The sequence below is a fragment of the Paenibacillus sp. NPDC056722 genome, from assembly GCF_042790635.1.
GTDB lineage: Bacteria > Bacillota > Bacilli > Paenibacillales > Paenibacillaceae > Paenibacillus_AQ > Paenibacillus_AQ agri.
This window is the reverse complement of sequence record NZ_JBHTYV010000005.1, coordinates 312,409-337,640: the sequence shown is the minus strand read 5'-3', so window position 1 is coordinate 337,640 and position 25,232 is coordinate 312,409. Positions and strand designations below refer to the sequence as shown.

Here is a 25,232-nt window from a genome sequence, read left to right as displayed (position 1 = left end):
GATTTATTAGGGACATGCCGAAGGCTAAAATTGTAAGGCAGCAGCAGTATCCACCTGCTCCAATGCCGCAGGATCGGCTGCCAGCAGCTGGTCATATACGGTTTGGTCGAGATCTACGTTCGATCTTTTCAGAGCAGCAAGATACCAGCGGGCCATTTCACGATTTGTAGTGTCACTGTAATCTTCGGTCAGACCCGATTTCAAAGTAGCGGCTGCATCCTGCAACTTCCCGTTAATCATTTTCATTTTGCCGATATTCAGCGTAATAGTGGGAGGAATAGCTAGCGGTTTCCCCTGTAGCTCCTCAGGAGGAAGTGTCTTTTGGTAATCTAGATCAGCAACAATTTGGTTGTAGGCTTGAAGACCGAAGTTTAGATTAGTCTCCATACTGTCTTCATCATCCCTCTTGTATGCAGCTAATCCCTGATCATAGGCGCGGCTAATAAGTGTACCGTACCAATCCATTTCCCAGAGATTGCTGCTGTTTAAGAGATCTCCGTAATTCTCATTCAACCCAAGTCCTAGTGTGGTTTCTGCTTTTTCCGGTTCACCGGTCAACAGCTGTATTTTACCTACATTCAATGCAATGGTCGGTGTGACAGAGTATGGACGTCCTTGCAACTGCTCCGGAGGTAATGTCTTTAAATACTCCACGCCAGCGAGCACTTTGGCATAGGCTTCAAGGCCGGTATTGAAATATGCCTGTTTTCCAGCGTCGTCCCTCAATGTATTGGCTTCAGCTCCCATGGCCAAAGAGCGGCTGATTAATGTATCGATCCATTTAACATCCCAGACGAAATCAACAGCATGATCCCGATACACGCCGAGGGCTAGCTCACCTTGACCTTTGAGGTCGTAGTAATCGGCCAATTGAGTCAGTAGCTGCTTGTTGTAAGGCTCTTTCTTGAGTGCTCGTGTGACTATTTGATAGGACTCATCAAGGAATTGCTCGTTCAGCGTCTGATTAAATACCTGCTGGTTGAGAGAAGAAAGATATATTGCCGCTTCTGGGTGACCAGGGCGTTGATTCAGCACCTTAACGAACGGCTCCTTGATTTCTTCGTACATCTGGCTGACCCGAAGCAGCTGTTTGCCTTTGGCAATCGCATTAGATGAACCGATATAACCGACCAGGATGAACAGCAGGATTAATGAGCCTGTCCCAAGCACGGAGAAATACCCCCAGCGCAGCCATTGCTTATTCCAGTTCCGCTTTAGTGGCTTGCTGTCCATCGCCACGGTCATTCCAGCCAGGCCGATGAAGACCAGTATGCCCATAAAGGCATAGCTTAAATTGAAGTCGAGCAGACTGTGCAGCAAGATAGACAGTGCAATAATGAGATAGAAGAAGCCGTTGGCGAACTCGTCTTTTTCTCTTTTCACATAGCCGAGCAAATATTTATAGAAAATATAAAGAATAAAGCCCATAAACACTATAAATCCTAGAACTCCAACCTCTATCAGATACTGCAGGAAAAAGTTATGCACCTGGAGACTGACATAGGGGTTGTTCTGATAATGTTCATAAAGTGAGGCCCAGCCTCCTCCTCCGGTACCGAGGATCGGATAGTCCTTCACCACCTTCATAGCATCTTTATAAAAGGTGATGCGTTCAAGCACACTATGCTGATTAAAGTTAATGTTCTCTAGCCGCGTCTCCATGTTGGCCGGCAGAATGTTCTTCATGCTGGTGCCGATAAAAAGGAAGGCGATGATTCCTACTAACAGTACGGAGCCCAGTGGAATCCATAGTCCGGATCGTTTGCGCGTATCCAGTCTGTGCAGCTTTCTTCCTAACCAGGGTGCAGCATAACGTTGAATTAGCCAGCTTAGCACAGCAGCGGTCAGTGAGCCTCCTAGCAGATACCCCCATCCCTTTAGAGCAGCGGCAGAGGTGTATAGCTCATTCAGCTCAATACCTACGTTTGTGACAGGTGCAGCAATGATTAGTGAGATAACACCGGCGATCCCAAGATGTACAATCCACAGGATCTGCTGTAACGGCTTCAGAAACAGAAGCAGGAGAATGAAGACAACCGGCAGCATGACCAGTCCGCCCCGCGATAGGGTCAGCAATATGGACACGATAACGGGGACCAGCATCAATCCATGAGCCAGCCCGGCATATCTCTTTCGGGAACGAACGAGGGCGAATACGGCGACGAAGAGGAAGGCCATCAGAAAGGCTGCGTATGTATTGGCATATTGGAAAATGGAAGTCAGCCGCAAGCCGTTAGAGTCGATCATCACTGCATCGTTATATCTTCCGCCTTGTACAGTTCCAGAGAACCAGCCAACCAGCGAGCCGGCGAGTTTCCAGCTTCCCAGCCAGTTCAGTAGTCCGAAGGCTACAATAAAATAAGCGATCGTAAGAAGGCTATTCTGGATAATAACGTTAATTCGTGCTTGCTTCAGTAGGTAGACTGAAATTATGAATATCGCTGCAAACATGCTCTGGATGAACATCATATTCATAGCTCTATAATTGGATACGGCAACCAATAGGGATAGGTTGTACGTAATCGGCAGCAGTACAGCCGCCAAGGGGATGAGATCACGTTGCTCGGTTATTTTGGATTTGGCAGCATCCAGAGCGACCCAGCCCAGCAGCATCAAGAGGCTTATTAAGGCAGCTATATACAGAGGTTTCTCGAAGTCAGTCCTATTCCCATTAAACAAACCGACTTGAAAAGGGGTCCAGACTAAAAATAAGATAAACGCAACAACTAGTGTCCAGATCGGGCTTGCAATCTTTGCAGAGCTTTTAAGCTTCACGGCATGTTTACCGTACACGGGATTTGACACGGGAATAATCTCCTTTTCTTGTAGATATTACAATACTTTATCATACTTATATTTACATAGTCTTCTAATAAATGTTTTTTTGTGTCATTTTAATAAGTTCTGAGGCTTTTATTTACTGCCCTTGTTTTAATAAAAAAAATTTGAGACAATAAATAGGCATTGTTAGCCTGGCTGGAACACGCTAGAATAGACTGGACTTTAATGTGTTGAAAAGAGGATAACCAATGAATAAAGAATCCATTTATGGATTGACTTTTGAACAACTGACGTCATGGCTGCTGGAACACGGGCATAAGAAATTCCGGGCCACTCAAGTGTGGGAATGGCTGTACCGGAAACGCGTCACGGACTTTGCCCAAATGACGGATGTAAATACAGACTGTATCGCACTACTGGCTGAACACTTCGTGATTCGTACGATGGAGGAGCATGTGAAGCAGGAATCGACAGATGGAACGATCAAGTTCTTGTTCCGCCTGAAGGATGGCAACCTGATCGAGACCGTGCTCATGCGGCAGAAATATGGCTTGTCCGTCTGTGTAACTACACAGGTGGGCTGCAATATCGGCTGTAGCTTCTGCGCGAGCGGACTACTGGCGAAGAGCCGGGATCTTTCCGCTGGAGAGATTGTGGAGCAGATTATGAAGGTGCAACTGGATCTCGATAGCAAAGGAAAAGGCGAGCGGGTAAGCCATGTGGTTGTGATGGGCATCGGTGAGCCGTTCGACAACTTCAAGAACATGGTCGACTTCCTTGGGGTCATCAAGGACCATAAGGGGCTGGCCATTGCCGGAAAAGGCATCACAGTATCGACAAGCGGTCTGGCCGATAAGATCAGGGAGTTCGCTGACGCTAATCTTCAGGTGAACCTCGCCGTATCTCTGCATGCGCCTAACAATGAGCTGCGGACACGGATTATGAAGATTAACCGCGCTATTCCGCTGGAGAAATTGATGCCTGCCATCGATTATTATCTGGAGAAGACCAACCGGAGACTTACGCTGGAGTATATTCTGCTGAAGGATGTTAATGACCAGCGGGAGCAGGCATTAGAGTTGACTGAACTAATCGGGGATCGGAAGCCGCTCGTTAACGTGAACCTGATTCCGTACAATCCGGTGGATGAGCACGGCCAGTATCAGAGACCCGAGCGGGAAACGGTGCGTGCGTTTTTTGATACACTCAAGAAGCAGGGCGTTAGTGTCAGCACCCGTCTGGAGCACGGAACTGATATTGATGCTGCATGCGGTCAGCTGCGCAGCAAGCAAATCAAGAAGACCAAAGAAGGCAAGTCTGCACAAGATACAGTTGCGGCAGGCTAAAATTTGAATTGCGGACGTCCCTGCGGGGACGTTTTTTTCATGTTTAAAGTCAGGCACTGTCTGTTCTCAGGAAGAAATAGGTGCTGATTTATGCAGAACCTCGTTTGCCGCCCAGCCGATGTTAGGTTATGATACAGGTACGCGGCAGTTGCGAGGAAAAGAGGTTGATGGATCAGTGTTGACAGTAAAGAGCTACATAGTGGGTCAAATCAAAGACCCGTTCGGAATTATTTCCGGCAAACGATATGAGTTTATGGTTCATCTGGATATTGCAGAGGACGACGAGTTGTATGTGGACGGCGGCGTTTCTGCACGGACCATTGTGAAGGTTGAAGATGAAGTGACCAGCATCGTAAGCTATGATCTGCTGGGTACGGCAACTCACCAGCTTCTGGAGTTCGATCTGGAAGAAGATGAGGAAGTAGAGCTGCTGCAGTTCTGCAAAGAGAATCTGCCGAAAGAATAAGGCATAGCGACAGACAATTAAAAGAGCGCCCCGGGCACGATGCCCGGGGCGCTTTAACGTTAGCAGGACTTAGAGACAGCCGCTGACATAATGATGAATTTGCCGGTTCCACCAGGGCCAGTCATGGTCCACATCCGAGCCCCAATAGTCGATACGGGCCGGGATTTGCTTGCGCTCCAGCAGATCCTGCAGTAAGTGTGTCTCCTGCAGCATCTCGTCTTCATAAGCACCCTGGCCGCAGCAAAGGATGATGTTGCTGTGCCTGTACTGGTTCAGGTAATAGTCATCGACCAGTTGCGGCAGATAATCCAGTGGTGAGTTGAAATAGACAGCCTCACTGACATAATCGCCAAAGAAGTATCTTGTGGAGTAGACCCCGCTAAGAGCGATCAAGGTATCGAAATATTGCGGATAACGGAAAAAGAAGTTACCGCTGTAATAAGCGCCCATGGAGCAGCCGGAGATCAGGATGCGCTGCTCATCGCCGCCATTGTTCCACTTGCTCTGATGAAGGATACCGGGCACCAGTTCTTGAGTAATGTATTTATCGTATTGCTCATGTCTGGCGACTCTATCCTCGATATTCCAGTGCGTAGAGAAGAAGGTCTCCTCATCGATGCTGTCGCAGGCCCAAATCTGCAATTTACCATCATCGATAAATTCCCGGAGCGTGTTCACCATGCCGGAGTCCTCATATTGATAGAATCTGCCGAGTGAGGTTGGGAATACGAGCATAGGCTTGCCGGCGTGACCGTAGACTTTATACTCCATATCACGGTTCAGAAATTGACTGTACTCTTTATGGTAGCTTATCCTCATCCTCACACACCCTGTTCTTCTTGTTGGATATAGCGGACAATCTGTCTGATCTTATCCAGATCCTCTGCGCGGAACTGATAGGCGCTGTTCCCGGAGGCCCTGCTGAATACTTCCTCAATCACATTGAAATGGACGATGTTTGCGCCAAAGGCGGCCAGAATATCTTCATGGCTATAAGTATAAGTTTTGTGATTTTTGCGGCTGGCATAACCGGTGTAGTATTTGCCGTCATAGGGACCGCCGACCTCGTTATTAACAATCATGGAGGCCCATTCCTTGTATATGTCGATGTCATGAGTGTAGTTGATGGCATCCGTCATCCAGGCTCCGGGCGGCCGCATGTTGACCTCCAGCGCAATGATTCGTCCATCCTTATTCGATTTGAACAACTCGATATGGAAGAAGCGTTCACGAATATCGAAGGCCTTCAGAATACTCTTACCCGCCTGTTCCACCTCCGGACTGACGTACTTGAGGCAGAAGTAGAAGAGATGATCATCATTGTTGACGACGTCCATGACGCTTTGCTCAAAACGGTGGCTGGTAGCGAAACGCACATTCCCATTAATATCAACCAACCCGTCATAGGTGAGAATGATGCCGTCGATGAATTCCTCGATAATAAAAGCCACGTCCGCGGGCTTGGTTGCAAAGAAGCCGTTCAGTTCTTCTTCATTGTTGATCTTGTAAGTCATGCTTGCACCTGAGCCAAGGTCAGGTTTGACGACCAGAGGGAAATCGACGGTCTGAAGAAAGGGGTCAATGTCGGTACGGGTAGTTCCTGTGGAGAATTGCACGGTGCTTACACCGCTTTTATGGAAAAACTCTTTCATCTTGGACTTTTGCTTCAGGTTATAAACAAAATCCGTTTTGGTGCCATAGATGTTGAAATCAGTTCGAATGCTGGCGTCCTGTTCCAGCCAGTATTCGTTCAGGGATTCGAAGCGGTCGATTTTGCCGTATTTGTGAGTGAAGTACCCCACGGCTCGCAGAATCTCATCATAATTCTCCAGATCACCCACCTTGTAATACTCTGTAAGCGAGGTTGTCAGCTTGTCCTCCAAGTGGGCATACTCGACATCGCCAATCCCTAACACGGTTGCTCCCTGTTCGTGCAGATGGTAACAAAACTCTGTGCTGTTCTGTGGGAAGTGAGGGGAGAAAAATACAAAATTCATGATAACAACCCCTTTAGCTTAAAAGTATTAATTCCGAGTTGAATTGTATGATTTAGATTCAATCTACCAGCTTCATCCTGATCCGTCAATCCTCGGATTCACCTTGAATCCTTGCTCTGCTAGGAGAGCACGATTTTATAATCCTTAGCCAGGTATTGATGAATTCGCTTGAAATCCGCCGCTGTCAGGTCAACCAGCCGCTTATTCTTTTCCCGGCCTATAATAATTCCAATCGTTTGTGCCGCCAGCGCTGTGGTTGGCATGATTCTGGCGCTGCCGTAAGCCTTGATGGTAGCACCGACATTTTTGCCCGTCACCAGCACATTATCATAGGACTTCAGCTCGAACGAACGCAGCGGCAGACCGTAATGGTCCGGCTTGCCAAATCCGATGCCGGTTGGAATGGTCCGAGTGCCCTGCAGGTCAATCGGATAGCCTCCAATGCTGACATTATCCCAGAACATTTTGCTGCTCATGAGATCAGGGTAGTCCAGCACATATTGCGTCTCGAACCGGTTATAGTCGCGGATGTACAGATAGTCGGGAAAGCCGTTCAGCTCCGCCTTAGCGAAACCGGGAATATTGGCACGCAGGAAGCTCAGGATATGTGGTGCTTCAACACGGCCTTTGGCTACTGCACTCTGTACGGAGATGGGATCGGCAGGATTGACATCATAAATGAGCAGACCGTTGATGATGGCTTCGCCGTCCTTCTGATAGGTTACGTTCAGCCCGCGCAGCTTCAACAGGCTATTCTGGGCCTTGTACTGGTTGGTGATGTTGCTGAAGCCGGTGGCAAACTGCCAGTCTACATAGGTGTTAGGGCCGTATTTTTTGGCTACGTTGGTTAATGGATAATCCTTCAGTACAGCCTGGTGCAGCTTGCCCCAGTCCACATTCTTAAAGTTCAGCATATAGGTGGCGGCCATGTAATCTGGTTTCTTACCGTTATAGATGGTCTCCATTCCCGGAATGCGCTTGCCGTTCAGCTTACCGGACAGGGCATTGAAATCTGTATTTTCCACCCAGTATCTGGAGGTGACGGTTGTTTTGGAGCCGTTCTTTAGACGATAGGTGAGGGATTGCAGGGACTTATCCTTGGCCCCGCTCACGGTGGACACGGAATCAATGGTGACTCCGCTCTGCATCGGGATACCTTGGACCAACTTCTCATAATAAAGGTCGAAATCGGCTGCCTTGCGGATCTTGCCTTTCTTGTAATCATTGAACAGGTTCTTGATCTCACCTTGAACCAGATTCCTCTTGCTGTTGTCGTTCACATCATCCAGGAAAAACATCTGGCCTTGGAGTAACTCGCCGCCCGGGCGGCTGCGCGGGTCTAGAATCATTACCTTCAATCCCTGGTTACGTGCCTCTCTGGCGAGCAGGACGCCTTGAATTTCGCTTCCAATCACAACGACATCATACTGGGGAGCTTCTGAACCAGATGCTGTAATAGCTTGAGCCTTTGAGGAGAAAGGAATAGGGGTGAGCAGCGACAGAATAAGTGCAATAAGCAGCCATCCTTGAAATTTCTTGAGCTTGCTTTCAGCCGGTTTGAGTTTCACTTGCCATACTCCTTACTGTAGTCATTTTTTGAGGCATATACCCTGGAAACGGGGAACACTCATATAACTATGGTACAGTAATTTCATTCTTTCCGGCAGACGGAAATTTCTCGTCAGGATTGGAAATATTAGATTATCATCCCGGTATAGCGTTTTCTTTTCGCAAGTTCGCTCAATATAGGTTACACTACAATAAAGGCAAGCCAAATAGGAGTTGTAGAATATGTCCAATGAAGAAGTATTGTTAACTAAAGAAGGGTTGGCCAAGCTGGAAGATGAGCTCAGAGACCTGAAGACCGTCAAGCGGAAGGAACTGGCCGCACGTCTGAAGCTGGCAATCAGCTACGGGGACTTGAAAGAGAACAGTGAATACCACTCTGCGAAGGAAGACCAGTCGTTCATGGAGACCCGGATCATGATTCTGGAGAAGATGCTGACCAAGGCCCGGATCGTGGATGAGAGCAGTGTGGATCTCTCCGTGGTTAGTGTAGGGGCGACGGTTACATTGAACGATATTGAATATGCGGAGAAAATCGACTATAAGATCGTAGGCCCAGCCGAAGCAGATGTGCTGGATAACAAGCTGTCCTATGAGAGTCCCCTGGGCAAGGAATTGCTGGGGAAGAAAATTGGTGATGTTATCCACGTCAATGCACCTGCTGGTGTCATCAAGTACGAATTGCTCGAAATTAAAATGGTATAGCCAACTCCCGGTGACTCTGGATCAGAGCTCCGGGAGTTTTGTTTTAAGGGCACGGGGATGGCGGCGTTTCGCGAAATGGATGAAATGGTTTATTTCATGAAGACAGGGAGAAACACCCTTAAAATTTTGCTTGTAACACCTGAGCTGACCGTGTAAGATATACAAAGTATTCAATCGGAATATTCATAAAAACTCATATAATCATGGGGATATGGCCCATAAGTTTCTACCGGATGACCAATGTAATTGTCCGACTATGAGTGAAGTAGCGCATCTAGGGTTCCGCTTCTGCTGCTATGGCAGAGAAGGGCTGGTCCAAGCGATGCGGACACTATAATGTGTTACACCACCCAGGGACAAAAACCCAGAAGGACAGATTCACTTGAGAGGAACCGCTCAAGGAGTCTGTCCTTTTTTATTTTTCAACAAGAGAAGGGGCGACGAATTTTCATTATGAAGGTACTAGAGGAACGCATTAGACAAGAGGGCTTGATTCTATCGGACAAGGTGCTGAAGGTAGATTCATTTCTGAACCATCAGGTCGATACGGAGCTGGCACTGGCGATCGGGCAAGAGTTTAAGAGGATTTTCGGTCACCTGCCAATTACAAAAATACTCACGGTGGAAGCTAGCGGCATTCAGTTTGCCATGGCTGCGGGGATTGCACTGGGCGTTCCATTCATCTATGCCAAGAAAAGAAAGGCAGTCACTCTTTCCGAAGCGGTATATTCCGCTCCTGTACATTCCTTCACCCGTCAGGAAGATTATCAGATTAGCATTTCGCAAAAATATCTGGGGTCCGCCGATAAGGTACTCGTTGTCGATGACTTTCTGGCTACTGGAGCAGCGCTGGTGGGGCTGGCTGATATTATCGAGGAAGCGGGCGCAGAACTGCTCGGCGTAGGCTGTGTGATTGAGAAGAGCTTCCAGGAAGGACGTGGGCTGCTGGAGCAGCGGGGCATCAACGTTCATTCCTTGGCCCGGATCTCTTCCATGGCACCAGGGGAGATTCATTTTATAGACAATGATTCGAAGGTAGAATCACAATTAATGAAGGAGAGTGCAGGATGTTAAGCAAACAAAAGGTATTCACACTCGGGCTGCAGCATGTACTGGCGATGTACGCCGGCGCGGTCATTGTCCCGCTGATTGTGGGAGGCGCGCTGGGGCTTAACAATACACAGATGGCGTATCTGATCGCCGCCGATCTGTTCACCTGCGGGCTGGCAACACTGCTGCAGGTCATGGGCACTAAGTATTTCGGCAGCCGTCTGCCAGTCATTCTTGGTTGTACCTTTACGGCAGTAGGTCCGATCATTGCGATCTCGCTCTCTAGTAATCTGGCGACGGCCTACGGAGCAATTATTATCTCAGGCATATTCGTCGTGCTGGCAGCTCCCTTATATGGCAAGCTGCTGAAGTTCTTCCCAACCATCGTTACCGGCTCTGTAGTGACGATCATCGGTCTTTCGTTAATTCCGGTAGCTATGAATAACGTAGCTGGCGGCCAAGGCAGTCCTGACTTTGGGCAGCCACGCAATTTGCTCCTGGCTCTGATTACCCTGCTTGTAATTCTGATCGTCAATCGTCTGGCGACCGGCTTTCTCCGCTCCGTATCCGTGCTAGTTGGCCTGGTTGTCGGTACGGCCATTGGTTACGGTATGGGGATCGTGCATTTCTCCTCCGTAAGCGAAGCCTCTTGGGTGAGCATTGCCCAGCCGTTCTACTTCGGCTGGCCGGAGTTCAATCTGACGGCGATCGTGACTATGATTATCGTGAACATCGTTAGTATGGTAGAGTCTACAGGCGTCTACTTTGCTGTAGGCCGTGCGACGGAGCAGAAGGTAGAGCAGAAGCAAATTGTAAACGGACTGCGTTCGGAAGGCTTGGCGATTATGCTGGGCGGGATTTTCAATGCTTTCCCTTACACTGCATTCTCCCAGAATGTCGGATTGATCTCGCTGACTCGCGTGAAAACACGCAATGTTATCTTTGCCGCAGGTGGAATTATGGTCGTACTTGGTCTGCTGCCTAAGCTTGCTGCACTGACTACCGTCATTCCTAGTGCTGTGCTCGGCGGAGCCATGATCGTGATGTTTGGTTCGGTAGCTGCTTCAGGGATGTCGATTCTGTCGGAAGTTGATCTGCGCAAGGACGGTAACCTGCTGATTGCTGCGTGCAGTATCGCAGTGGGTCTCGGTTCGGCTACACTGCCGGCTATGTTCGACCAACTTCCTGAGTTTGCCAAAATGCTACTGCAGAACGGTATCGTGTCCGGTTCGTTGACCGCCATTATTCTAAATATTTTCCTGTCCAAAACCAAAGATAATGCAGTACCTACAGCGGTTTCGCAGGAAGCCCAATAAGATACGTCCATTAAGGACAGCAGAAGAGCAATCCTATTCCTAGGCTTGCTCTTCTTTGCATGAAGTATATACTGGATTCATAACAAGAGATAGGATGGAACCTAATGAATGATAAAGTCGTGATGCCGCTATGGACCTTTTGCCTCTTTATTGTGGTGATGAACACAACGATGTTTAACGTATCCATTCCAACGATTATTCAGGATCTGCAGATCACCGCCGATTTGGGCTCATGGGTGATCTCCAGCTATTCGATCGGATATGCGTTGTCTACAGTGATATATAGCCGACTGTCGGATCTGGTGCCGATCCGCAGGCTGCTCACCGTAGGCCTGATTACGCTTGGTCTAGCTTCGGTCTTCGGGCTATTTGCACATCATTTCACGGCGCTTTTAATCACAAGAATTCTGCAGTCGGCAGGATCAGGCTCCATGGCAGGCCTCGGTCTTGTTCTGGCCAGCCGGTATGTGCCTGCCGAGCGCCGGGGCGCAGCGATTGCCATGATCTCAGCGGGGAGCGCCATGGCGTTCGGCCTCGGCCCGATTGTAGGGGGCCTTATCAGCCAGTATTGGGGCTGGAACGGACTGTTCGGAGTCACCTGCCTGGTGCTATTAGTGTTACCGGTACTTCTTCGCCTGCTGCCCAAGGAAATGCCGCGGCAGGCGAGCTTTGATGTGCCGGGGGCTGCTCTTACGATCATTAATGCGGCCAGCTTGCTGATTGCTGTAACAAGCCAGTCGCTGATCTGGCTCGGTATCAGCATGGTTTCGTTCGTGATTCATGCACTGCATCTCAAACGGGCAAAGAGCCCGTTCATCAATCCTCAGCTACTGGGCATGCCCGGGTATGGAAAGCTGGTAACCATCGGATTCTGTATCCTGGTGTTGAATCTTGGCAACCTATTCCTGATGCCGCTCGCCCTCGCCAATCTATTCCATCAGTCGGCGCTATCAATCGGCCTGTTCATTGCCCCTGGTGCAGTCTTTTCCGCCTTCTGTACCCGCTTCGTCGGCCGCTGGATCGACCGTTATGGCAATATGCGCTTCCTGCTGATTGGGCATGCGATCATGGCCTTCACGCTGGGAGTCTTCGCGCTGGATCTTTCGGCCTCTCCAGCGATTATTCTGCTCGGCTACCTCTGTTTCTCCCCAGCCTTCTCGGCAACGATGGCATCGTTGAACAACGAGACCTCACTAATTCTTCCGCCCCAATGGATCGGGTCCGGGATGGGACTACTGCAATTGATCCAATTCTTTGGCGGCTCGGTGTCTGTAGCCGTCTGCGGTTTACTGCTGCATGCCCAGAAGGATCTTGCTCCAGCCTTAGCGTACAAGCAAGTATATGGGGTACTGCTGGCGGTCTGCTTATGTTCTCTGGGTGTTCTGATGTGGTACAGAGGGTCACGCTCGAGGAGCCAAGTCATCGCAGAAGGGAAGTGACATATTGAAGCCAACTATGAAACGAAAGCTGAGCTCTATTGCAGTAATAGCCATAAGCATGAGCGTGTTATCTGCTTGCGAAACGACGGTAAAGCCTGCTGCCCAAGAGCCTATTAGTCATACGGAAGCTCCGCAGGAGACAGACAGGGTGGTGCATAAGCCAGGAGAGATGGCGGAGGCACAGATGCTCTATTCATTCATCTCCTCCAGACTTACTGGAACGTATGGCGTATACACAAATCTGCTGGAGACCGACCAAAAGGGCGAGGCCGCCACTGGACACGAGATCTTAAGCGAATCGGCGTCTCTGATGATGAGATATGCAGTTCTTACCGGCAACCAAGCCTTATTCGGTGCTGAGTGGGAGAAGGCAAAGAAGACATTTGATATGGAGGGCGGCTTCAGCTATCGCTTTAGTCCTAAGCTACAGAAGCAGTACCCTGTGAATGCGGCAGTGGATGATCTGCGCTTGATAGGGGCGCTGGAGGAGGCCGGAACGGCCTTTAAGGATGAGAGCTACTCGCAGGAAGCGGCGAAGTACGGGCAAAGATTTTATCATTACAATGTGAAAGACGGATATATGTACGATTTTTACGATAAAAAATACAATGTGACTAACAAGTTTGTAACTTTATGTTATATTGATATGAGTGTGTTGCAGAAATTGTCGATTCCTGTTGAGGAACGCGCCGTGCTCATGCACAACATGCAGGAAATTCAGGAGCAGGGCTATCTCTCGGATTCATTTCCGTTCTATGAGACCCGCTTTGATTATGAAACCGGAAGATATAGCTCTGAGAACATTAATACAGTAGAATCGCTGCTAACTATACTGGCCCTGTCGGAGGTCCATTTGCAGAAGCCTGCCAGCATCCGGTTTATCCGCGAGCAGGTGGAGGCGGGAACGCTCTATGGTCAATATACGCGGGAAGGCACTCCGGTGAATGATATTCGTTCCACAGCGATTTATGCCATAACGGCTATGATCGGGGCGCAGCTCGCAGATGATCAACTCTACCGTACAAGTATCGAACGGATGAACGAGTTCCGTGTGCTAGATACGGGAAGTGTACTGTATGGAGGGTTCGGTGACACGGCGAGCGGACAAGCCTACTCTTTTGACAATCTGATGGCGTTGTTGGCTTACACTTACGAATAGCAAACTGTACAGAAGGAAAGGAAACGCTATGCTTGAATACAATCTCAGACCTTCATTTCGACAAAAGCTGATGTTTTCCAACACCTTGACTTCCCCGGCATTTATAGCAGCATCTGGGGTATTGATTATTACCGTTATCGCCTTATTTACAGCCCCCTATATTGGTATGGCCGATAATGGCGATTTCTTTCGCATCACTTACAGCAACGGGCTTTATTTCAACCAGCCGGACTATGACAGTCAGTACTTTGGCTACTTTATCAAGCAGTTCGGAATCTTTCAGTATTACAATGAGAACCAAGCGATTCTGAGCTCTTCCCAGTCGTTGTTTATCAAGCTGGCGATCGGCCTGAACAAGTTGTTGTATAGCGATAAGGTGTTTGATGTTCGTTTTCAAGCTGCGATGTATACCATACTGTATGTGTGCGCTATTTATATTCTGATAGAATCGATTACGTGGAAAATGTCCCGCAAGCAAGGGCTGCTAATTGCAGCGATTGCTATTTTTATCTTTGGCGATACGGCCTATACGGCTTTTTTTAACTCCTTTTTTGGTGAAAGTGTGGTCACGATCATGATGATTTTTGTATTCGGTTCCTGGCTGGCCTTATACCGCAAACGATACAATGACTACGCGATGCTGGCCTTATTGGTCACTAGCACGGTTATCCTGACCACCTCCAAGCAGCAAAATGCCCCAGTGGGCATGATTATCTCCGTGCTAGCCATCACACTTATCTGGATTCGCAAGGATGCTTTATTTCGCTGGCTGACCATGGGCTCTGTAATCTTGATGATGTTCACTGGCGTTGCAACCTACTTGAATATTTCCAAAGAATTTGTGGATATCAACCAATACCATGCCATGACCCGCGGGGTGCTAAATCAGTCCTCGAACCCGGAAGATACACTGAAGTCCTTTGGCATCGATGAACAGTACGCCATTTTGAAAGGGACGATTTACTATGAGCAATACAGTACGATTGATGTGAACTCACCTATTCTCCAGAGAGAGTTCTACAGTCAATACGGGTTCGTTCCTATTCTGAAATACTATGCCAGCAATCCGGGGCAGTTGACTTCTATTCTGAATGTAGCTGCCAAAAGCGCGTTTACAATAAGGCCGCCGGCGATGGGGAATTACGAGAAATCTGTGGGAAAAGAATATGGTGCACACACCCTTTTTTTCTCTGGCTACAGTTTACTTAAACAAAAGCTTGCTCCTCATACATTCGGTTTTGTTGTTATCTGGGTGCTGCTAATTTTGGGGTTGTACATGCCGTCCTGTATAGCAGCTGTCAAGGAAGGGAACCTGCGGGGAATTCAGCGCATGGCGCTCGTGCTGGCAACGATGGGTGTAGGGGTATCGGGTATCTTGGTTTCGATTATCGGAGCGGGTGATGCCGATTTATCCAAACACGAATTTCTGTTCACGTTATCGTTCGATCTCGTAACCTTCCTGGCTGTGTCCAATGTCATTGGCCGTTCCATATTCAAGGATGTAGAGCGGAATACAACCGGCGGTTACAATCCGGAAGTGCAAAAGGGTGTGGGCGCGTGAGGACTCGAGTTGCAATGGTTGTACTGCCGTTATTCCTCTGTCTGCTGCTCCTTACGCCTGCCCCTGCGCAATCCGCCGCCGCGCCGCTGCGTGTCCTGCTGCTGTTCGATAGTCTGGCGAAAGGGACCGTACACGAGGGCAATGTTGATGAGCTTCAAAAGCAGCTGGCGGCCTACAGTGCGCAGGTTACACTGGTGCACCTGGATCAATATGTTAAAGGCGCCATGAATGATTATTCCAATGTGATAACGGTAATAAATGCCGCTGATATTACTACTGACAATCATGTTTTTCTGGAGGATTTAGCGGATTATAAGGGGCAATATTTGCATATTGGGTATAACCCTATGGCCGATATGAAAGACACCCTGCATCTATCGGTGGCTGTACAGCCTGGCGGTAGCGCAAGTCTAAGGATTGGCGGTCTGCCGGAGGCAAGCCTACAGGTGCAAGATATGCCTTACATTGCTGCAAGCGAAGCAGACCGTTCATATGGGAATCTGTTGTTTCTTGGAAGCAGTGTACAGGCTCCTTATGCTGTGAGCAGCGGCAAGTATACGTATGTTCCATATTTAAAACAGGGAGATGGAAGTTCGCTGGCGATGGCCTGTGTCCTGAGAGAGTGGCTCCGTATTACGGATATCCCTCATTCGTATCTCGTATTAAAAGAGATTTATCCGTTCACTGATCTAAGCCTGCTGCAACAGATGGCGGAACGGTTATACCAGAAGGGCATTCCTTTCATTGCGAGTATCCGCCCTGTCTTTACCAATACTGACTTCCCGGCAATGATGCGGTATCTGGAGGCGCTGAAGGCTGTTCAAGCCCGTAACGGCAGTATTGTGGTTAATGTCCCGGTGATTGGCCCCGTCATTAGCCGGAGCGACGATACGCTGCGGGAGAAGATGAGCAGCTTCATCAATCTACTGGCAGATCAGGGCGTTGCTCCACTTGGCGTCGGCGCAGAGAGCTACTGGACCTATGACAAGGAATATGCACAGGACGGTCTCCTTTTCTTTGACTCGGCAGTGCTTTTTCCCAATAAGGAACTCCATTATATGGAGCAGACCAATACATCGAAGGCATTTATCTCCTCACTATACAGTGTGCCACTGGATGATCTAGTGACACAATACAAAACAGGGAGCAGTGGACTGACAGATCTACCAATGGACACCGCTATAGTCGCCGATTTTCCGGAGGATGAGGCTGGAATGGAGAATCTATTGCAGAAGCTGGAGCAGTCCTGGATTCCTTTTGCAGATTATAAACAGGAAGCGCATAAGGTGGCTACAGACACCTATACAATCACCTCCTCGCAGGGTGTGATCTCTATAAATGGTCAAGAGCTGAATATAGATTACAGCCCCAAGGCTGTGAGCGCAGACTTCGAGTATGAACAGAAGCAGGTCAAGAGCTTCACAAGGCTGTTCAGTGTACAGAACCAGTTCTTTATTGTGGCGATTATCGTGTCCTTGGTGTTCTTCGGCGGGCTGCTGGTTATCGGTTACCGGATGTATCGCCGTAAATATATGAAATAAGAAAATAATTTGTTCTTAGGAGACAACCATGACAATCTCGGATGTGTTGATGGTAATCGCGGTGGTCTGCATCTGGTCGCTGCTGCTGGTGAATGTGGTTCTTATTATTGCCGGATACTTGTATTACATTAAATCTGAAGATGAAGAAGTACCTGCGATCAAGGGTGAGATCCCCTTCGTCTCCATCATGGTACCGGCCCATAATGAGGGCGTTGTCATCAGTCGGACGGTGGAGTCGCTGCTGGAGCTGGATTACCCGCATGACCGCTATGAGATCATTGTCATCAATGACAATTCGTCGGATAATAGCGCGGAACTGCTCGGGAATATCAAGGATCGCCATCCCGGGCGGAACCTGATCGTGATCAATACGGATGCTATAACAGGCGGCAAAGGCAAGTCCAATGCCCTCAATATTGGTTTCACCCACAGCAAGGGGGAACTGATCGCCATCTATGATGCCGACAATACACCTGAGAAAACGGCGCTGAGGTATCTCGTAGGGGAGATTATGAATGATGCTACCTTAGGCGCGGTCATCGGTAAATTCAGAACCCGCAACCGTGATGCGAGCTTAATGACCCGGTTTATTAATATTGAGACCCTCTCTTTTCAATGGATGGCGCAGGCGGGCCGCTGGAAGCTGTTCAAGCTGTGCACCATCCCAGGCACCAACTTCATTATGCGTAGATCGATTGTGGAGAGTATCGGTGGCTGGGATGTCAAGGCAATCGCAGAGGACACGGAGATCAGCTTCCGCATCTATATGATGGGCTACCGGATCAAATTCCAGCCGAAGGCTGTGACCTGGGAGCAGGAACCACAGACGGTGAAGGTCTGGTTCAAGCAGCGGACGCGCTGGGCTAAGGGCAACATTTATGTCATCGTTAAAAATATCCCGTTACTCTTTGAACGGTCTGCGAAGCGAGTCCGCTTCGATATCCTGTATTTCCTGTCCATCTATTTCCTACTTCTGACCTCGCTCGTGACTTCTGATATCCTGCTGATTCTGCATGCGTTGGGTTATGTACATACGACCATTGCCGGATTAAGCAACTTTCTTTGGCTGCTGGCGGTCATCCTGTTCATAGTAGGTACGTTTATTACACTGACGACGGAGAAAGGCGAGATGAGCGTCTCCAACCTATGGATCATCCTGCTGATGTATGTCTCTTATTGTCAGATGTGGATGGTGGTTGCGGCCTATGGATTGTATAACTATATGAAGGACCAGATCTTTAAACGGGAAGCCAAATGGTACAAGACCGAGCGTTATTAACACCGGACGGCGGGCAGAGCTTGAACCCGCTGTCGATGGAAGAGAAATACAAGACAACAGGAGAGTTCAACGATGATAAAAAAACAACTGGCAATATGGGCGGTCTGCCTCACCCTTTTCCTGGTCCCCTTGCATGTCGTGGCTGCCGAAGTTCTTCCTGGAACCCAAGGGAAGAGCTATGAGACTTTCTTTACCGGAACCGACTCCTCATTGACGGGGACAAGCTCCCGGCAGCAGTTCTTTGAGATCATGGATTACTGGAATGTACAAGACCTCAAGATCAACCTGCGTTTTCAAATTTCGCAAATTACGGAAGATCAGTTGTCGAGTGTGACCCTGTCGCTCAACGGCAGTCCCTTCTACACCTTCCGGCCCTCGCTTGGGAACAACGGGGAGCAGCAACTGATCATCCCGGCACCGAAGGGATTCCTGAAGCAAGGGACGAACACGCTTAGCATTCAGGGATATTTGCGGACCAAGATAACTGACGATCAGCTCTGTACTATTGATAATACGCCGGATAACTGGCTGCATTTATTCAATACCTCAAGTGTAAGTGTAGTCTACACGCCGAAAGCCCTGACTGGAGGCATTAGCGACTTCAGTAAGCGTTTCTCAGGCATTGATATGGTCAAAGGGGGCAAAAGCCTGCTCACCGTGCCAGAGAATGCCACGGGTGTAGAACTGGAAGCAGCGTCTTACGCTCTCTCCGGGTACGCCAAGGCCAATACAGTGAATGACCGCACCATTGCACTGCTTCCTTACCGGAGCGATACCGTTCAGGATAAAGAAGCGGTAGTGCTGGTAGCTATGTATGACCGGCTCCCCGCCAACCTCAAGGCCGCAATTACTGCATCGGAGGATATGGGGACTCATGCAATCATCCAACTGGTCAACAAAGACACACGGCCTACGCTGGTTGTCACCTCCAGGGACGAGAACCTGCTGATTAAGGCCGGTCGGCTGCTCAGCAATGGACAGCTTACCCGTCAGATCAGTAGTGATCTGAAAGTTGTCGGTGATACGACAGAGGTAGCTACGCCTCCGTTCGCCCTTAGCTCCAATATTACTTTTACCGAGAGCGGGGACAAGCTAACCGGACCGTATCATCAGGAGCAAACTTACTTTGTCTCGTTGCCTTCCAACCGTTCGATTGCCGATGCCGGTAAGATCAGTCTGGATCTCCGCTATGCGCAAAATCTGGACTTCGACCGTGCGATGGTGACAGTTAGCATCAACGATACCCCGATCGGAAGCAAGAAGCTGAACCGGGAGCTGGCGAACGGGGATACCCTGAATCTGGCCATTCCGCAGAATCTGAACATCTCGGGCAACTTCTCGGTCAAGGTGGTCTTTGATCTGGAAGTAACGAACGCGATCTGTACGCCGAATACAGAGCAAATGCCATGGGCGTATATCGGCAAGGACTCTATGATGCATCTGAACACAAAGGACCGCACCGATCTGCTGTTCAACAATTATCCATATCCGTTCCTGCGCGATGGGGTCTATAATCATGTCGCCATAGTGCTTCCGCAGATGTTGGATGATTATACGTTTCGCAGCGTATCTAATGTGATCAATTTGCTAGGCCAGTATGCGGACGGCAATACGGGTGATATCCAGTTCTATCAGGATAATGTCAACGCAGACCGTCTGAAGAACAACAATATCATCGCCATCGGCAGCTACAAAGACAATAAGGTCATCCGTGATAGTAATGACAAGCTGTATTTTAAATACAATACCGACGGCACTAGAATTACCTCGAATGAAAAAATGAGCATTGAAGACAGCTATGGTGGTGAGATCGGTACCCTGCAGTTGATCGAATCGCCTTTTGCAGCGGGCCGGGGGATGCTGGCTATTACGGGCGTTAGCTCCGATGATTATTATGTGGCTTCCAGGCTGCTCGCCACCGAGAAAGATAAATGGAAGGTGTTCGGCGATGGTGTAGTAGCCGACAAAGATGGCAACGTCAGTGCCTATCGCTTTAAGACCGTCTCCGGTGCCGAGAAGGACTCGGCAGTGCAGCAAGTCCTGGAACGAGGCGACGTGCTCGGCTTTGTAGTCGCAACCGTGCTGGTCATTGCGTTGGTGCTGGTATCCTTGATTCTGCTGCTTCGCAAACATATGAAGAAACGTGGTGATAAGCGTGAGACGTAATCGCAGCATCCTGGTATCTGATGCCGCCTTTCTGTTATTCCTTGTTCTGGCCTACATCTGTATTGTGTTCATTGCCGGGTCACCGAACCATTACATCCAGAACATTATCATCCTGAATGTGGCTTTTATCCTGGCGGTAGTTACCTATTTCACTACAGTGACGGCCGGACTGGTGCTGAACCTTGCGTTTATTTTCGGATACGGATTCTTTATTATGTTCCAGACGATATCACAGGGAGAGACCATTGGTCTGAACACCTATTTCTGGCTTATTATGACCCCGCTTCTAACCGTTGTGGTTTGGATCTTCACGCTAGGCAACCGTCAGCTTCAGACTGAGAATGAGGGTCTCAAGAAACGGGCAGCTCAATTGGCAACGGTAGACGAAAATACCGATCTGCGCAATAGCGTGGCGTTCCAGAAGGATGCCAGCCTGTTTACCGGCATTTCTACACGGTACAAGATTCCTTTAACCCTGCTTGTGGTAAAGGTTAAGTACTGGGATGAAATCCGGCGTTTGATTCCGGAAGAGCAGCTTACAGAGGCGATCTATGATCTTTCGCAAATCAGCCAGTCCAGTATCCGCACCAATGATGCGATCTACCTGCTGGATAAGGATGATGCCACATGGGGACTGCTGCTGTTCACAGACCGCGACGGGGCGAAAATCGTTATTGAACGGATCAAGTACAAGCTGCTGGAGCTGAACGATAACGGGTTCATGAGTAAATACAAGGTTAAATTGGGACTGAAGATTGGGGCTGTGCAATACCAGCCGGACACCATCGAGAACCCGCTTGATTTCATTGTCCAGGCCAAGAAACAGCTGGAGTACGATGTATGATTAGGTAAGACCATACGATTTGTTGGGCTACAAGTGGATTATAAATAACTGATTTTGGGAATGCTGTTTCATTAAGATTGCTTTCATGTCGGAGTTAGCGTATGATGTAGACATGACTTAATTCGTAATATTTACGATTTGAATCCATTTACTCAGAAAGAAGGTCATCGGCCATGAGAGAAGGCATACATCCCAGAATTAACCAGGTCATATTCCTGGATGCCAGCGTAGGTTTCAAGTTCCTCAGTACCTCCACCAAGTCGTCTAATGAGACCATGGAGTGGGAAGATGGCAACACCTATCCGGTGATCCGTGTGGATGCCAGTTCTGCCTCCCACCCGTTCTATACTGGTAAGCAGAGAGAAACAGAAACCGGCGGACGTGTGGACAAGTTCAAGCAGCGCCTGGCGCAGAAGAAATAGACACTATTCCTGACCAGACAACCCTTTTAAGTGGAGGGTTGTCTTTTTTGTCTACTCAGAGTCTGTTTCGGTCCATTCAGGAGGTCACAGCCTGCATAATTAGTGTTAGAATTAAAGGATCGTACAATCTATTACGCGCTGAAGGAGAGTCAGGATGTCACAAGAGATCAAGGTGGATACCGAGCTAAGCAGCGGAGATGTTCAGGAGTTTAACCTGTGGTTCAGCCTGAATAGCAGAATCATCGTCACTTCGTTCAGTGTGGTTGCCTATTTCGCAATCATGCTGGCAATAACTAAGAATTACAGCACTTCCAGTCTGTCTATCCTCGCAGTAACGGCGGTTGGACTGGCTATCATTCTTTGGTTTATTACGCGGTCAAGTTTGATCAAAAAGTCGAAGAAGGCTTTTGAAAGCGACAATCAATCAAAGCTACCCCAAAGCTATGTGATCTCGGATGAGGGTATTCGGCATCAGTCCGATTCAGGCTCCGGGCACGTCAAATGGGAAGAAATATATAAGATTGGGGAGACGGCCAGTTTGTTTGCTTTTTTTGTCTCAGCCAATCAGGCGCTGATCCTTCCCAAACGATTTTTCCAGTCGGAGGACGACAAACAATTCTTCAAGGAATTGGCCAGAAAGCATATGTTCTCAAACCGGGTCAAATTTAAAGGATAACCTTGAAATACAGCGGCTACGTAAATATATCTACTAATCATTTCCTTAAGGATTATGGAAGAATGATTCAATTGTTAGTGAGAGTGAGCTATAATGAGGCAAAGCTATCTAATAATAGGAGAAATTTTACATGCCGTGGATACAGGGTTATCCGTATTATTTAATCATGGGCAGTATTCTCAGTCTTTATATGGGTGTCAAAGCTTATCAGTTCCGTAAAACACCAGGAAGACGCTATTTATGGATTTTGATGCTGCTGGTTAGCTGGATATTTGCAGCGACAGCCGGAGAGATTATGGCTAGTTTCTTTGGAGCGAAGCTATGGTGGAAGAACCTGCAGCAGCCACCGCTGTTTATGAGCACGATTTTTACATATGCCGTTATCAAGGACTACGTGTCCCGCTCAACGGCAGAGCTTCCGCGTCGGCTATTCCTGTACTCTATTCCTGTTTTTGCTTATGTGCTGCTTATCTTTACGGATTCTTATCATCATCTGATGCGCAGCGAGGTGGGTGTGGCAATAGAGGCAGGCATCAGCGGAGTCATGGTTCAACCTACATTACTCAGTATGTGTCTGATCGCCTATGATCAGCTTTTTGGTGTCTATGCCCTTTATTTGCTGACCGTCTCGATGTGGGGTGCTCCCAAATATTATCTGAGACGCAATTTGCTGCTGCTTGGCGGACTTCTGGTGCCTGTGGCTTCCATCTTTTTGCTGCCCATTCTAAAGATTACTGTTACAGGCTTCACTGCCTTTACTTATTTGCCGGCCACGATAGCGGCTTACTTCACCGTATTCAGAGATCCTTATCTTGCCTTGTATCCGCTGGATAAGAATAAGATTTTTGAGAATATGAAGGATGGCATTGTTGTGATTGATCCCCACGACATCATTATGGATATCAATGAAAATGGTGCCATGATGCTATCTGATTTATCTGGAGAGTGGCCTTCGACTTGGCTTGGCAAGAATATTACTCCGTTGCTGGTACAGCATACGGAGCTTGCTCAGGCCTACAGGCAGAGACGAGCAGGCGAATATGAGATCGAAGTAGCTGGCCCGGCAGGCTCTTACTACGGGGTCTCACTGATTGTAACGGAGCCTAATGAACTTGAGACAACAGGGATGCTGCTAGTCTTCAGCGACCAGAGTGAGAAGAAGCGGTACGAGCGGGAGCTGTTGCATCAGGCTACGGTGGATGACCTGACCGGGCTCTATAACCGCAGGCACTTTATGGGGCTGGTACAGAAGCATGGATTGCGGGAGGGAAAGGGCACAGCACTTCTGCTGTTCGATATTGATGATTTCAAATTAATCAATGATACATATGGTCACTTGGCGGGTGACCAGGCGCTGGTCGACCTGTCCAGTAAAATTCTGAGTGTATACAAAGACATCGGCATCTCGGGAAGAGTGGGTGGCGAAGAATTCGCCGTCTGTTTCTTTGCCAGCAGTGAGGCGGCGGCGCTGGAGGAAGCGGAGTTTTTCCGGACTATGATCAGGGAGCATGTCGTGAATTTGGATGGCCGGAATTTCATATCCCTGACCGTGAGCATCGGGATCGTCTTTACTCAGCGGGGTGATGTGACTTTCGAGACATTGTACCGGGAGGCGGATGAGGCGTTGTACTTGTCCAAGACCACAGGCAAGGACAAAGTCACCTTGGGTGGTCAGCCGCCAGTCGGCGAGGTTCTGAAGAGTTAACACGCAAGCTATAAATACAAAGAAGGCCTGACTCCATACTGGAGTCAGGCCTTCTTTGTGACAGGTGCTGCCGTTCGAACGGGACTGTTTTAACCGTTTTAAGGTTGTGCAGGCTGCACGACGATTTTGACGGCTGTGCCGATCGGTGGCAGACTCTTGGTCATCATCGGGGTGTAGAAGCCGATCACCTTGGCCCCTTTTACAAGGCTGCTGTTTTCTATGGCTTCGCCTTTTCCATTAACCACCTCGGTGTCCGCAGCCAGGCGAAGTACGATTTCACTTTGCGAAAGGCCGGTGAGGGGGTCGCCCTTCAGACGGAAGCTGATACCCCCATCTGCATCCTTCAGCACTTCCTCCACAGTGCCTGCGGTTCCAAGCAGGTCAGCTTGTTTCTTTTGATCCAAAACGGTTATGGAATACGTAGGGGTTTGTGGCGGTAAGCTGAAGGTGCTGATCATGGAATGTGTTGCCTGTACAGTCATCCCGATATGAAGATCGGTGAACGCAAGCGTCCCTCCGTCAGCCGACTTAAAGACAGTATCCGGACCGACAGTGAGGATGATCCCGTCCGTACCTGCGCCTTGAATCTGCACAGATTTATATTTGCCGCTTTCGTCTTGGTAAACCGATGTGATAACACCAGTGTCGATCACAGCTTCTTGATCTTGAATGTCTGTATGAATAAGAATCGAGGCCCCTTTCACCGAAACAGATTGATGCAGCACTTCGCTGGCGAAGGAAGCCGGAACATACAGCTTGTCTCCCTTTAACACAGGGGCGGTGCCAAGCGGAGTGTACATTCTATTGATGACATAGCGGTCCTCGCCAGCCTTTACGGTTGTGAAAAAATTGCCTTGGCTCAGCTCAACTGATTTGGTCTTGCTGTTCCATTCCAGCTTGAAGCCCAAAGCCTCTGCCATAGCCCGCAAGGGAATCAGCGGTTCCTTACCTCCAGGAAGTTGATAGCCGGTATCTGTAAGGGCAGTTCCGTTGATCTCAATCTTGAAAACTTGTTGTCCTGCGCTCGTTACAGAGTGTTGCGTACTGTTATTTTGGGTAGTTGATGCTGGCTTGGCAAGAGCCGAGCCTGTGGTTAATGCCATAGATAGCGTTAAGAGGACTGCGCTGGTTTTAAGTACGTTGTTGTTCATGTTGTAATTCTCCTTTAATCACGAGTATTTTAGGCCATTGTTACTTATCTGACGCCGGTTTC

At 48.7% G+C, this 25,232-nt stretch carries 20 protein-coding genes and 1 riboswitch; of the genes, 15 read left to right on the top strand and 5 right to left on the bottom strand.

From position 1 onward, the window contains the following. Positions 1-24: 24 nt before the first annotated feature. Positions 25-2,805: an O-antigen ligase family protein gene (locus ACFRAM_RS15435; RefSeq protein ID WP_379466584.1), complete on the bottom strand. Its 2,781-nt coding sequence runs from the start codon at positions 2,803-2,805 to the stop codon at positions 25-27. A gap of 224 nt (positions 2,806-3,029) precedes the next feature. Between ACFRAM_RS15435 and rlmN the strand changes: the two genes are divergently transcribed. Both rlmN and ACFRAM_RS15425 read left to right on the top strand, forming a co-directional pair. Further along, complete coding sequence (gene rlmN / locus ACFRAM_RS15430; protein WP_379466583.1) at positions 3,030-4,127, top strand: dual-specificity RNA methyltransferase RlmN; 1,098 nt, start codon at positions 3,030-3,032, stop codon at positions 4,125-4,127. A 175-nt stretch (positions 4,128-4,302) separates the two neighbouring features. Further along, the gene (locus ACFRAM_RS15425) at positions 4,303-4,593 is read left to right on the top strand and encodes a DUF6509 family protein (protein ID WP_379466582.1); all 291 of its coding nucleotides are present in this window, start codon (positions 4,303-4,305) and stop codon (positions 4,591-4,593) included. Positions 4,594-4,662: 69 nt separating this feature from the next. On the opposite strand, the gene ACFRAM_RS15420 is transcribed toward ACFRAM_RS15425, so the two are convergent. The 3 genes from ACFRAM_RS15420 to ACFRAM_RS15410 all read right to left on the bottom strand — a co-directional run bounded on the left by ACFRAM_RS15420 (position 4,663) and on the right by ACFRAM_RS15410 (position 8,158). Then, positions 4,663-5,412, bottom strand: a complete 750-nt coding sequence (locus ACFRAM_RS15420; RefSeq protein WP_379466581.1) for an esterase family protein — start codon at positions 5,410-5,412, stop codon at positions 4,663-4,665. A 2-nt stretch (positions 5,413-5,414) separates the two neighbouring features. Next, on the bottom strand, positions 5,415-6,590 hold the full coding sequence (locus ACFRAM_RS15415; RefSeq protein WP_379466580.1) for an ATP-grasp domain-containing protein: 1,176 nt from the start codon (positions 6,588-6,590) through the stop codon (positions 5,415-5,417). A gap of 119 nt (positions 6,591-6,709) precedes the next feature. Further along, positions 6,710-8,158 (bottom strand): FAD-dependent oxidoreductase, encoded by a 1,449-nt coding sequence (locus tag ACFRAM_RS15410; protein ID WP_379466579.1) that lies wholly within the window; start codon positions 8,156-8,158, stop codon positions 6,710-6,712. A gap of 223 nt (positions 8,159-8,381) precedes the next feature. Between ACFRAM_RS15410 and greA the strand changes: the two genes are divergently transcribed. The 13 genes from greA (at position 8,382) to ACFRAM_RS15345 (ending at position 24,019) form a co-directional block, all read left to right on the top strand. Further along, complete coding sequence (greA, locus tag ACFRAM_RS15405; RefSeq protein WP_175373389.1) at positions 8,382-8,861, top strand: transcription elongation factor GreA; 480 nt, start codon at positions 8,382-8,384, stop codon at positions 8,859-8,861. Between the two features lie 173 nt (positions 8,862-9,034). Continuing rightward, a riboswitch (purine riboswitch) is annotated at positions 9,035-9,138 on the top strand. A 176-nt stretch (positions 9,139-9,314) separates the two neighbouring features. After that, positions 9,315-9,935: a xanthine phosphoribosyltransferase gene (locus ACFRAM_RS15400; RefSeq protein ID WP_379466578.1), complete on the top strand. Its 621-nt coding sequence runs from the start codon at positions 9,315-9,317 to the stop codon at positions 9,933-9,935. Then, entirely contained in the window at positions 9,929-11,227 is a 1,299-nt protein-coding gene (locus ACFRAM_RS15395; RefSeq protein WP_379466577.1) for a nucleobase:cation symporter-2 family protein, read from the top strand. Before ACFRAM_RS15400 ends, ACFRAM_RS15395 begins: the two co-directional genes overlap by 7 nt. A 104-nt stretch (positions 11,228-11,331) precedes the next feature. Beyond that, the gene (locus tag ACFRAM_RS15390) at positions 11,332-12,666 is read left to right on the top strand and encodes an MFS transporter (protein WP_379466576.1); all 1,335 of its coding nucleotides are present in this window, start codon (positions 11,332-11,334) and stop codon (positions 12,664-12,666) included. A 4-nt stretch (positions 12,667-12,670) separates the two neighbouring features. After that, positions 12,671-13,825 (top strand): hypothetical protein, encoded by a 1,155-nt coding sequence (locus tag ACFRAM_RS15385; RefSeq protein ID WP_379466575.1) that lies wholly within the window; start codon positions 12,671-12,673, stop codon positions 13,823-13,825. A 28-nt stretch (positions 13,826-13,853) separates the two neighbouring features. Then, the gene (gene wsfD, locus ACFRAM_RS15380; RefSeq protein ID WP_379466574.1) at positions 13,854-15,386 is read left to right on the top strand and encodes a glycan biosynthesis hexose transferase WsfD; all 1,533 of its coding nucleotides are present in this window, start codon (positions 13,854-13,856) and stop codon (positions 15,384-15,386) included. Beyond that, positions 15,383-16,927, top strand: coding sequence for a hypothetical protein (locus tag ACFRAM_RS15375; RefSeq protein ID WP_379466573.1), 1,545 nt, complete (start codon positions 15,383-15,385; stop codon positions 16,925-16,927). The genes wsfD and ACFRAM_RS15375 overlap by 4 nt, the downstream gene beginning before the upstream one ends. A 28-nt stretch (positions 16,928-16,955) precedes the next feature. Next, entirely contained in the window at positions 16,956-18,206 is a 1,251-nt protein-coding gene (locus tag ACFRAM_RS15370; RefSeq protein ID WP_379466572.1) for a glycosyltransferase family 2 protein, read from the top strand. Between the two features lie 72 nt (positions 18,207-18,278). Further along, the gene (locus ACFRAM_RS15365; RefSeq protein WP_379466571.1) at positions 18,279-20,372 is read left to right on the top strand and encodes a cellulose biosynthesis cyclic di-GMP-binding regulatory protein BcsB; all 2,094 of its coding nucleotides are present in this window, start codon (positions 18,279-18,281) and stop codon (positions 20,370-20,372) included. Next, positions 20,362-21,216: a diguanylate cyclase domain-containing protein gene (locus tag ACFRAM_RS15360; protein ID WP_379466570.1), complete on the top strand. Its 855-nt coding sequence runs from the start codon at positions 20,362-20,364 to the stop codon at positions 21,214-21,216. The genes ACFRAM_RS15365 and ACFRAM_RS15360 overlap by 11 nt, the downstream gene beginning before the upstream one ends. Positions 21,217-21,389: 173 nt before the next feature. Next, positions 21,390-21,638 carry a type B 50S ribosomal protein L31 gene (locus ACFRAM_RS15355; RefSeq protein WP_175373381.1) on the top strand — a complete coding sequence of 83 codons (249 nt, stop codon included), beginning with the start codon at positions 21,390-21,392 and terminating at the stop codon, positions 21,636-21,638. Positions 21,639-21,792: 154 nt separating this feature from the next. Further along, positions 21,793-22,314 (top strand): YcxB family protein, encoded by a 522-nt coding sequence (locus ACFRAM_RS15350; RefSeq protein WP_379466569.1) that lies wholly within the window; start codon positions 21,793-21,795, stop codon positions 22,312-22,314. 130 nt (positions 22,315-22,444) lie between these two features. Next, on the top strand, positions 22,445-24,019 hold the full coding sequence (locus ACFRAM_RS15345) for a histidine kinase N-terminal 7TM domain-containing diguanylate cyclase (protein ID WP_379466568.1): 1,575 nt from the start codon (positions 22,445-22,447) through the stop codon (positions 24,017-24,019). A gap of 98 nt (positions 24,020-24,117) precedes the next feature. On the opposite strand, the gene ACFRAM_RS15340 is transcribed toward ACFRAM_RS15345, so the two are convergent. Beyond that, positions 24,118-25,170 (bottom strand): copper amine oxidase N-terminal domain-containing protein, encoded by a 1,053-nt coding sequence (locus ACFRAM_RS15340; RefSeq protein WP_379466567.1) that lies wholly within the window; start codon positions 25,168-25,170, stop codon positions 24,118-24,120. Between the last annotated feature and the right edge of the window lie 62 nt (positions 25,171-25,232).

Coding starts and splice junctions, on each gene's coding strand:
- rlmN (WP_379466583.1), top strand. CDS start 3,030: ATGAATAAAGAATCCATTTATGGATTGACTTTTGAACAACTGACGTCA.
- ACFRAM_RS15420 (WP_379466581.1), bottom strand. CDS start 5,412: ATGAGGATAAGCTACCATAAAGAGTACAGTCAATTTCTGAACCGTGAT.
- ACFRAM_RS15415 (WP_379466580.1), bottom strand. CDS start 6,590: ATGAATTTTGTATTTTTCTCCCCTCACTTCCCACAGAACAGCACAGAG.
- greA (WP_175373389.1), top strand. CDS start 8,382: ATGTCCAATGAAGAAGTATTGTTAACTAAAGAAGGGTTGGCCAAGCTG.
- ACFRAM_RS15400 (WP_379466578.1), top strand. CDS start 9,315: ATGAAGGTACTAGAGGAACGCATTAGACAAGAGGGCTTGATTCTATCG.
- ACFRAM_RS15395 (WP_379466577.1), top strand. CDS start 9,929: ATGTTAAGCAAACAAAAGGTATTCACACTCGGGCTGCAGCATGTACTG.
- ACFRAM_RS15390 (WP_379466576.1), top strand. CDS start 11,332: ATGAATGATAAAGTCGTGATGCCGCTATGGACCTTTTGCCTCTTTATT.
- wsfD (WP_379466574.1), top strand. CDS start 13,854: ATGCTTGAATACAATCTCAGACCTTCATTTCGACAAAAGCTGATGTTT.
- ACFRAM_RS15370 (WP_379466572.1), top strand. CDS start 16,956: ATGACAATCTCGGATGTGTTGATGGTAATCGCGGTGGTCTGCATCTGG.
- ACFRAM_RS15365 (WP_379466571.1), top strand. CDS start 18,279: ATGATAAAAAAACAACTGGCAATATGGGCGGTCTGCCTCACCCTTTTC.
- ACFRAM_RS15355 (WP_175373381.1), top strand. CDS start 21,390: ATGAGAGAAGGCATACATCCCAGAATTAACCAGGTCATATTCCTGGAT.
- ACFRAM_RS15350 (WP_379466569.1), top strand. CDS start 21,793: ATGTCACAAGAGATCAAGGTGGATACCGAGCTAAGCAGCGGAGATGTT.
- ACFRAM_RS15345 (WP_379466568.1), top strand. CDS start 22,445: ATGCCGTGGATACAGGGTTATCCGTATTATTTAATCATGGGCAGTATT.
- ACFRAM_RS15340 (WP_379466567.1), bottom strand. CDS start 25,170: ATGAACAACAACGTACTTAAAACCAGCGCAGTCCTCTTAACGCTATCT.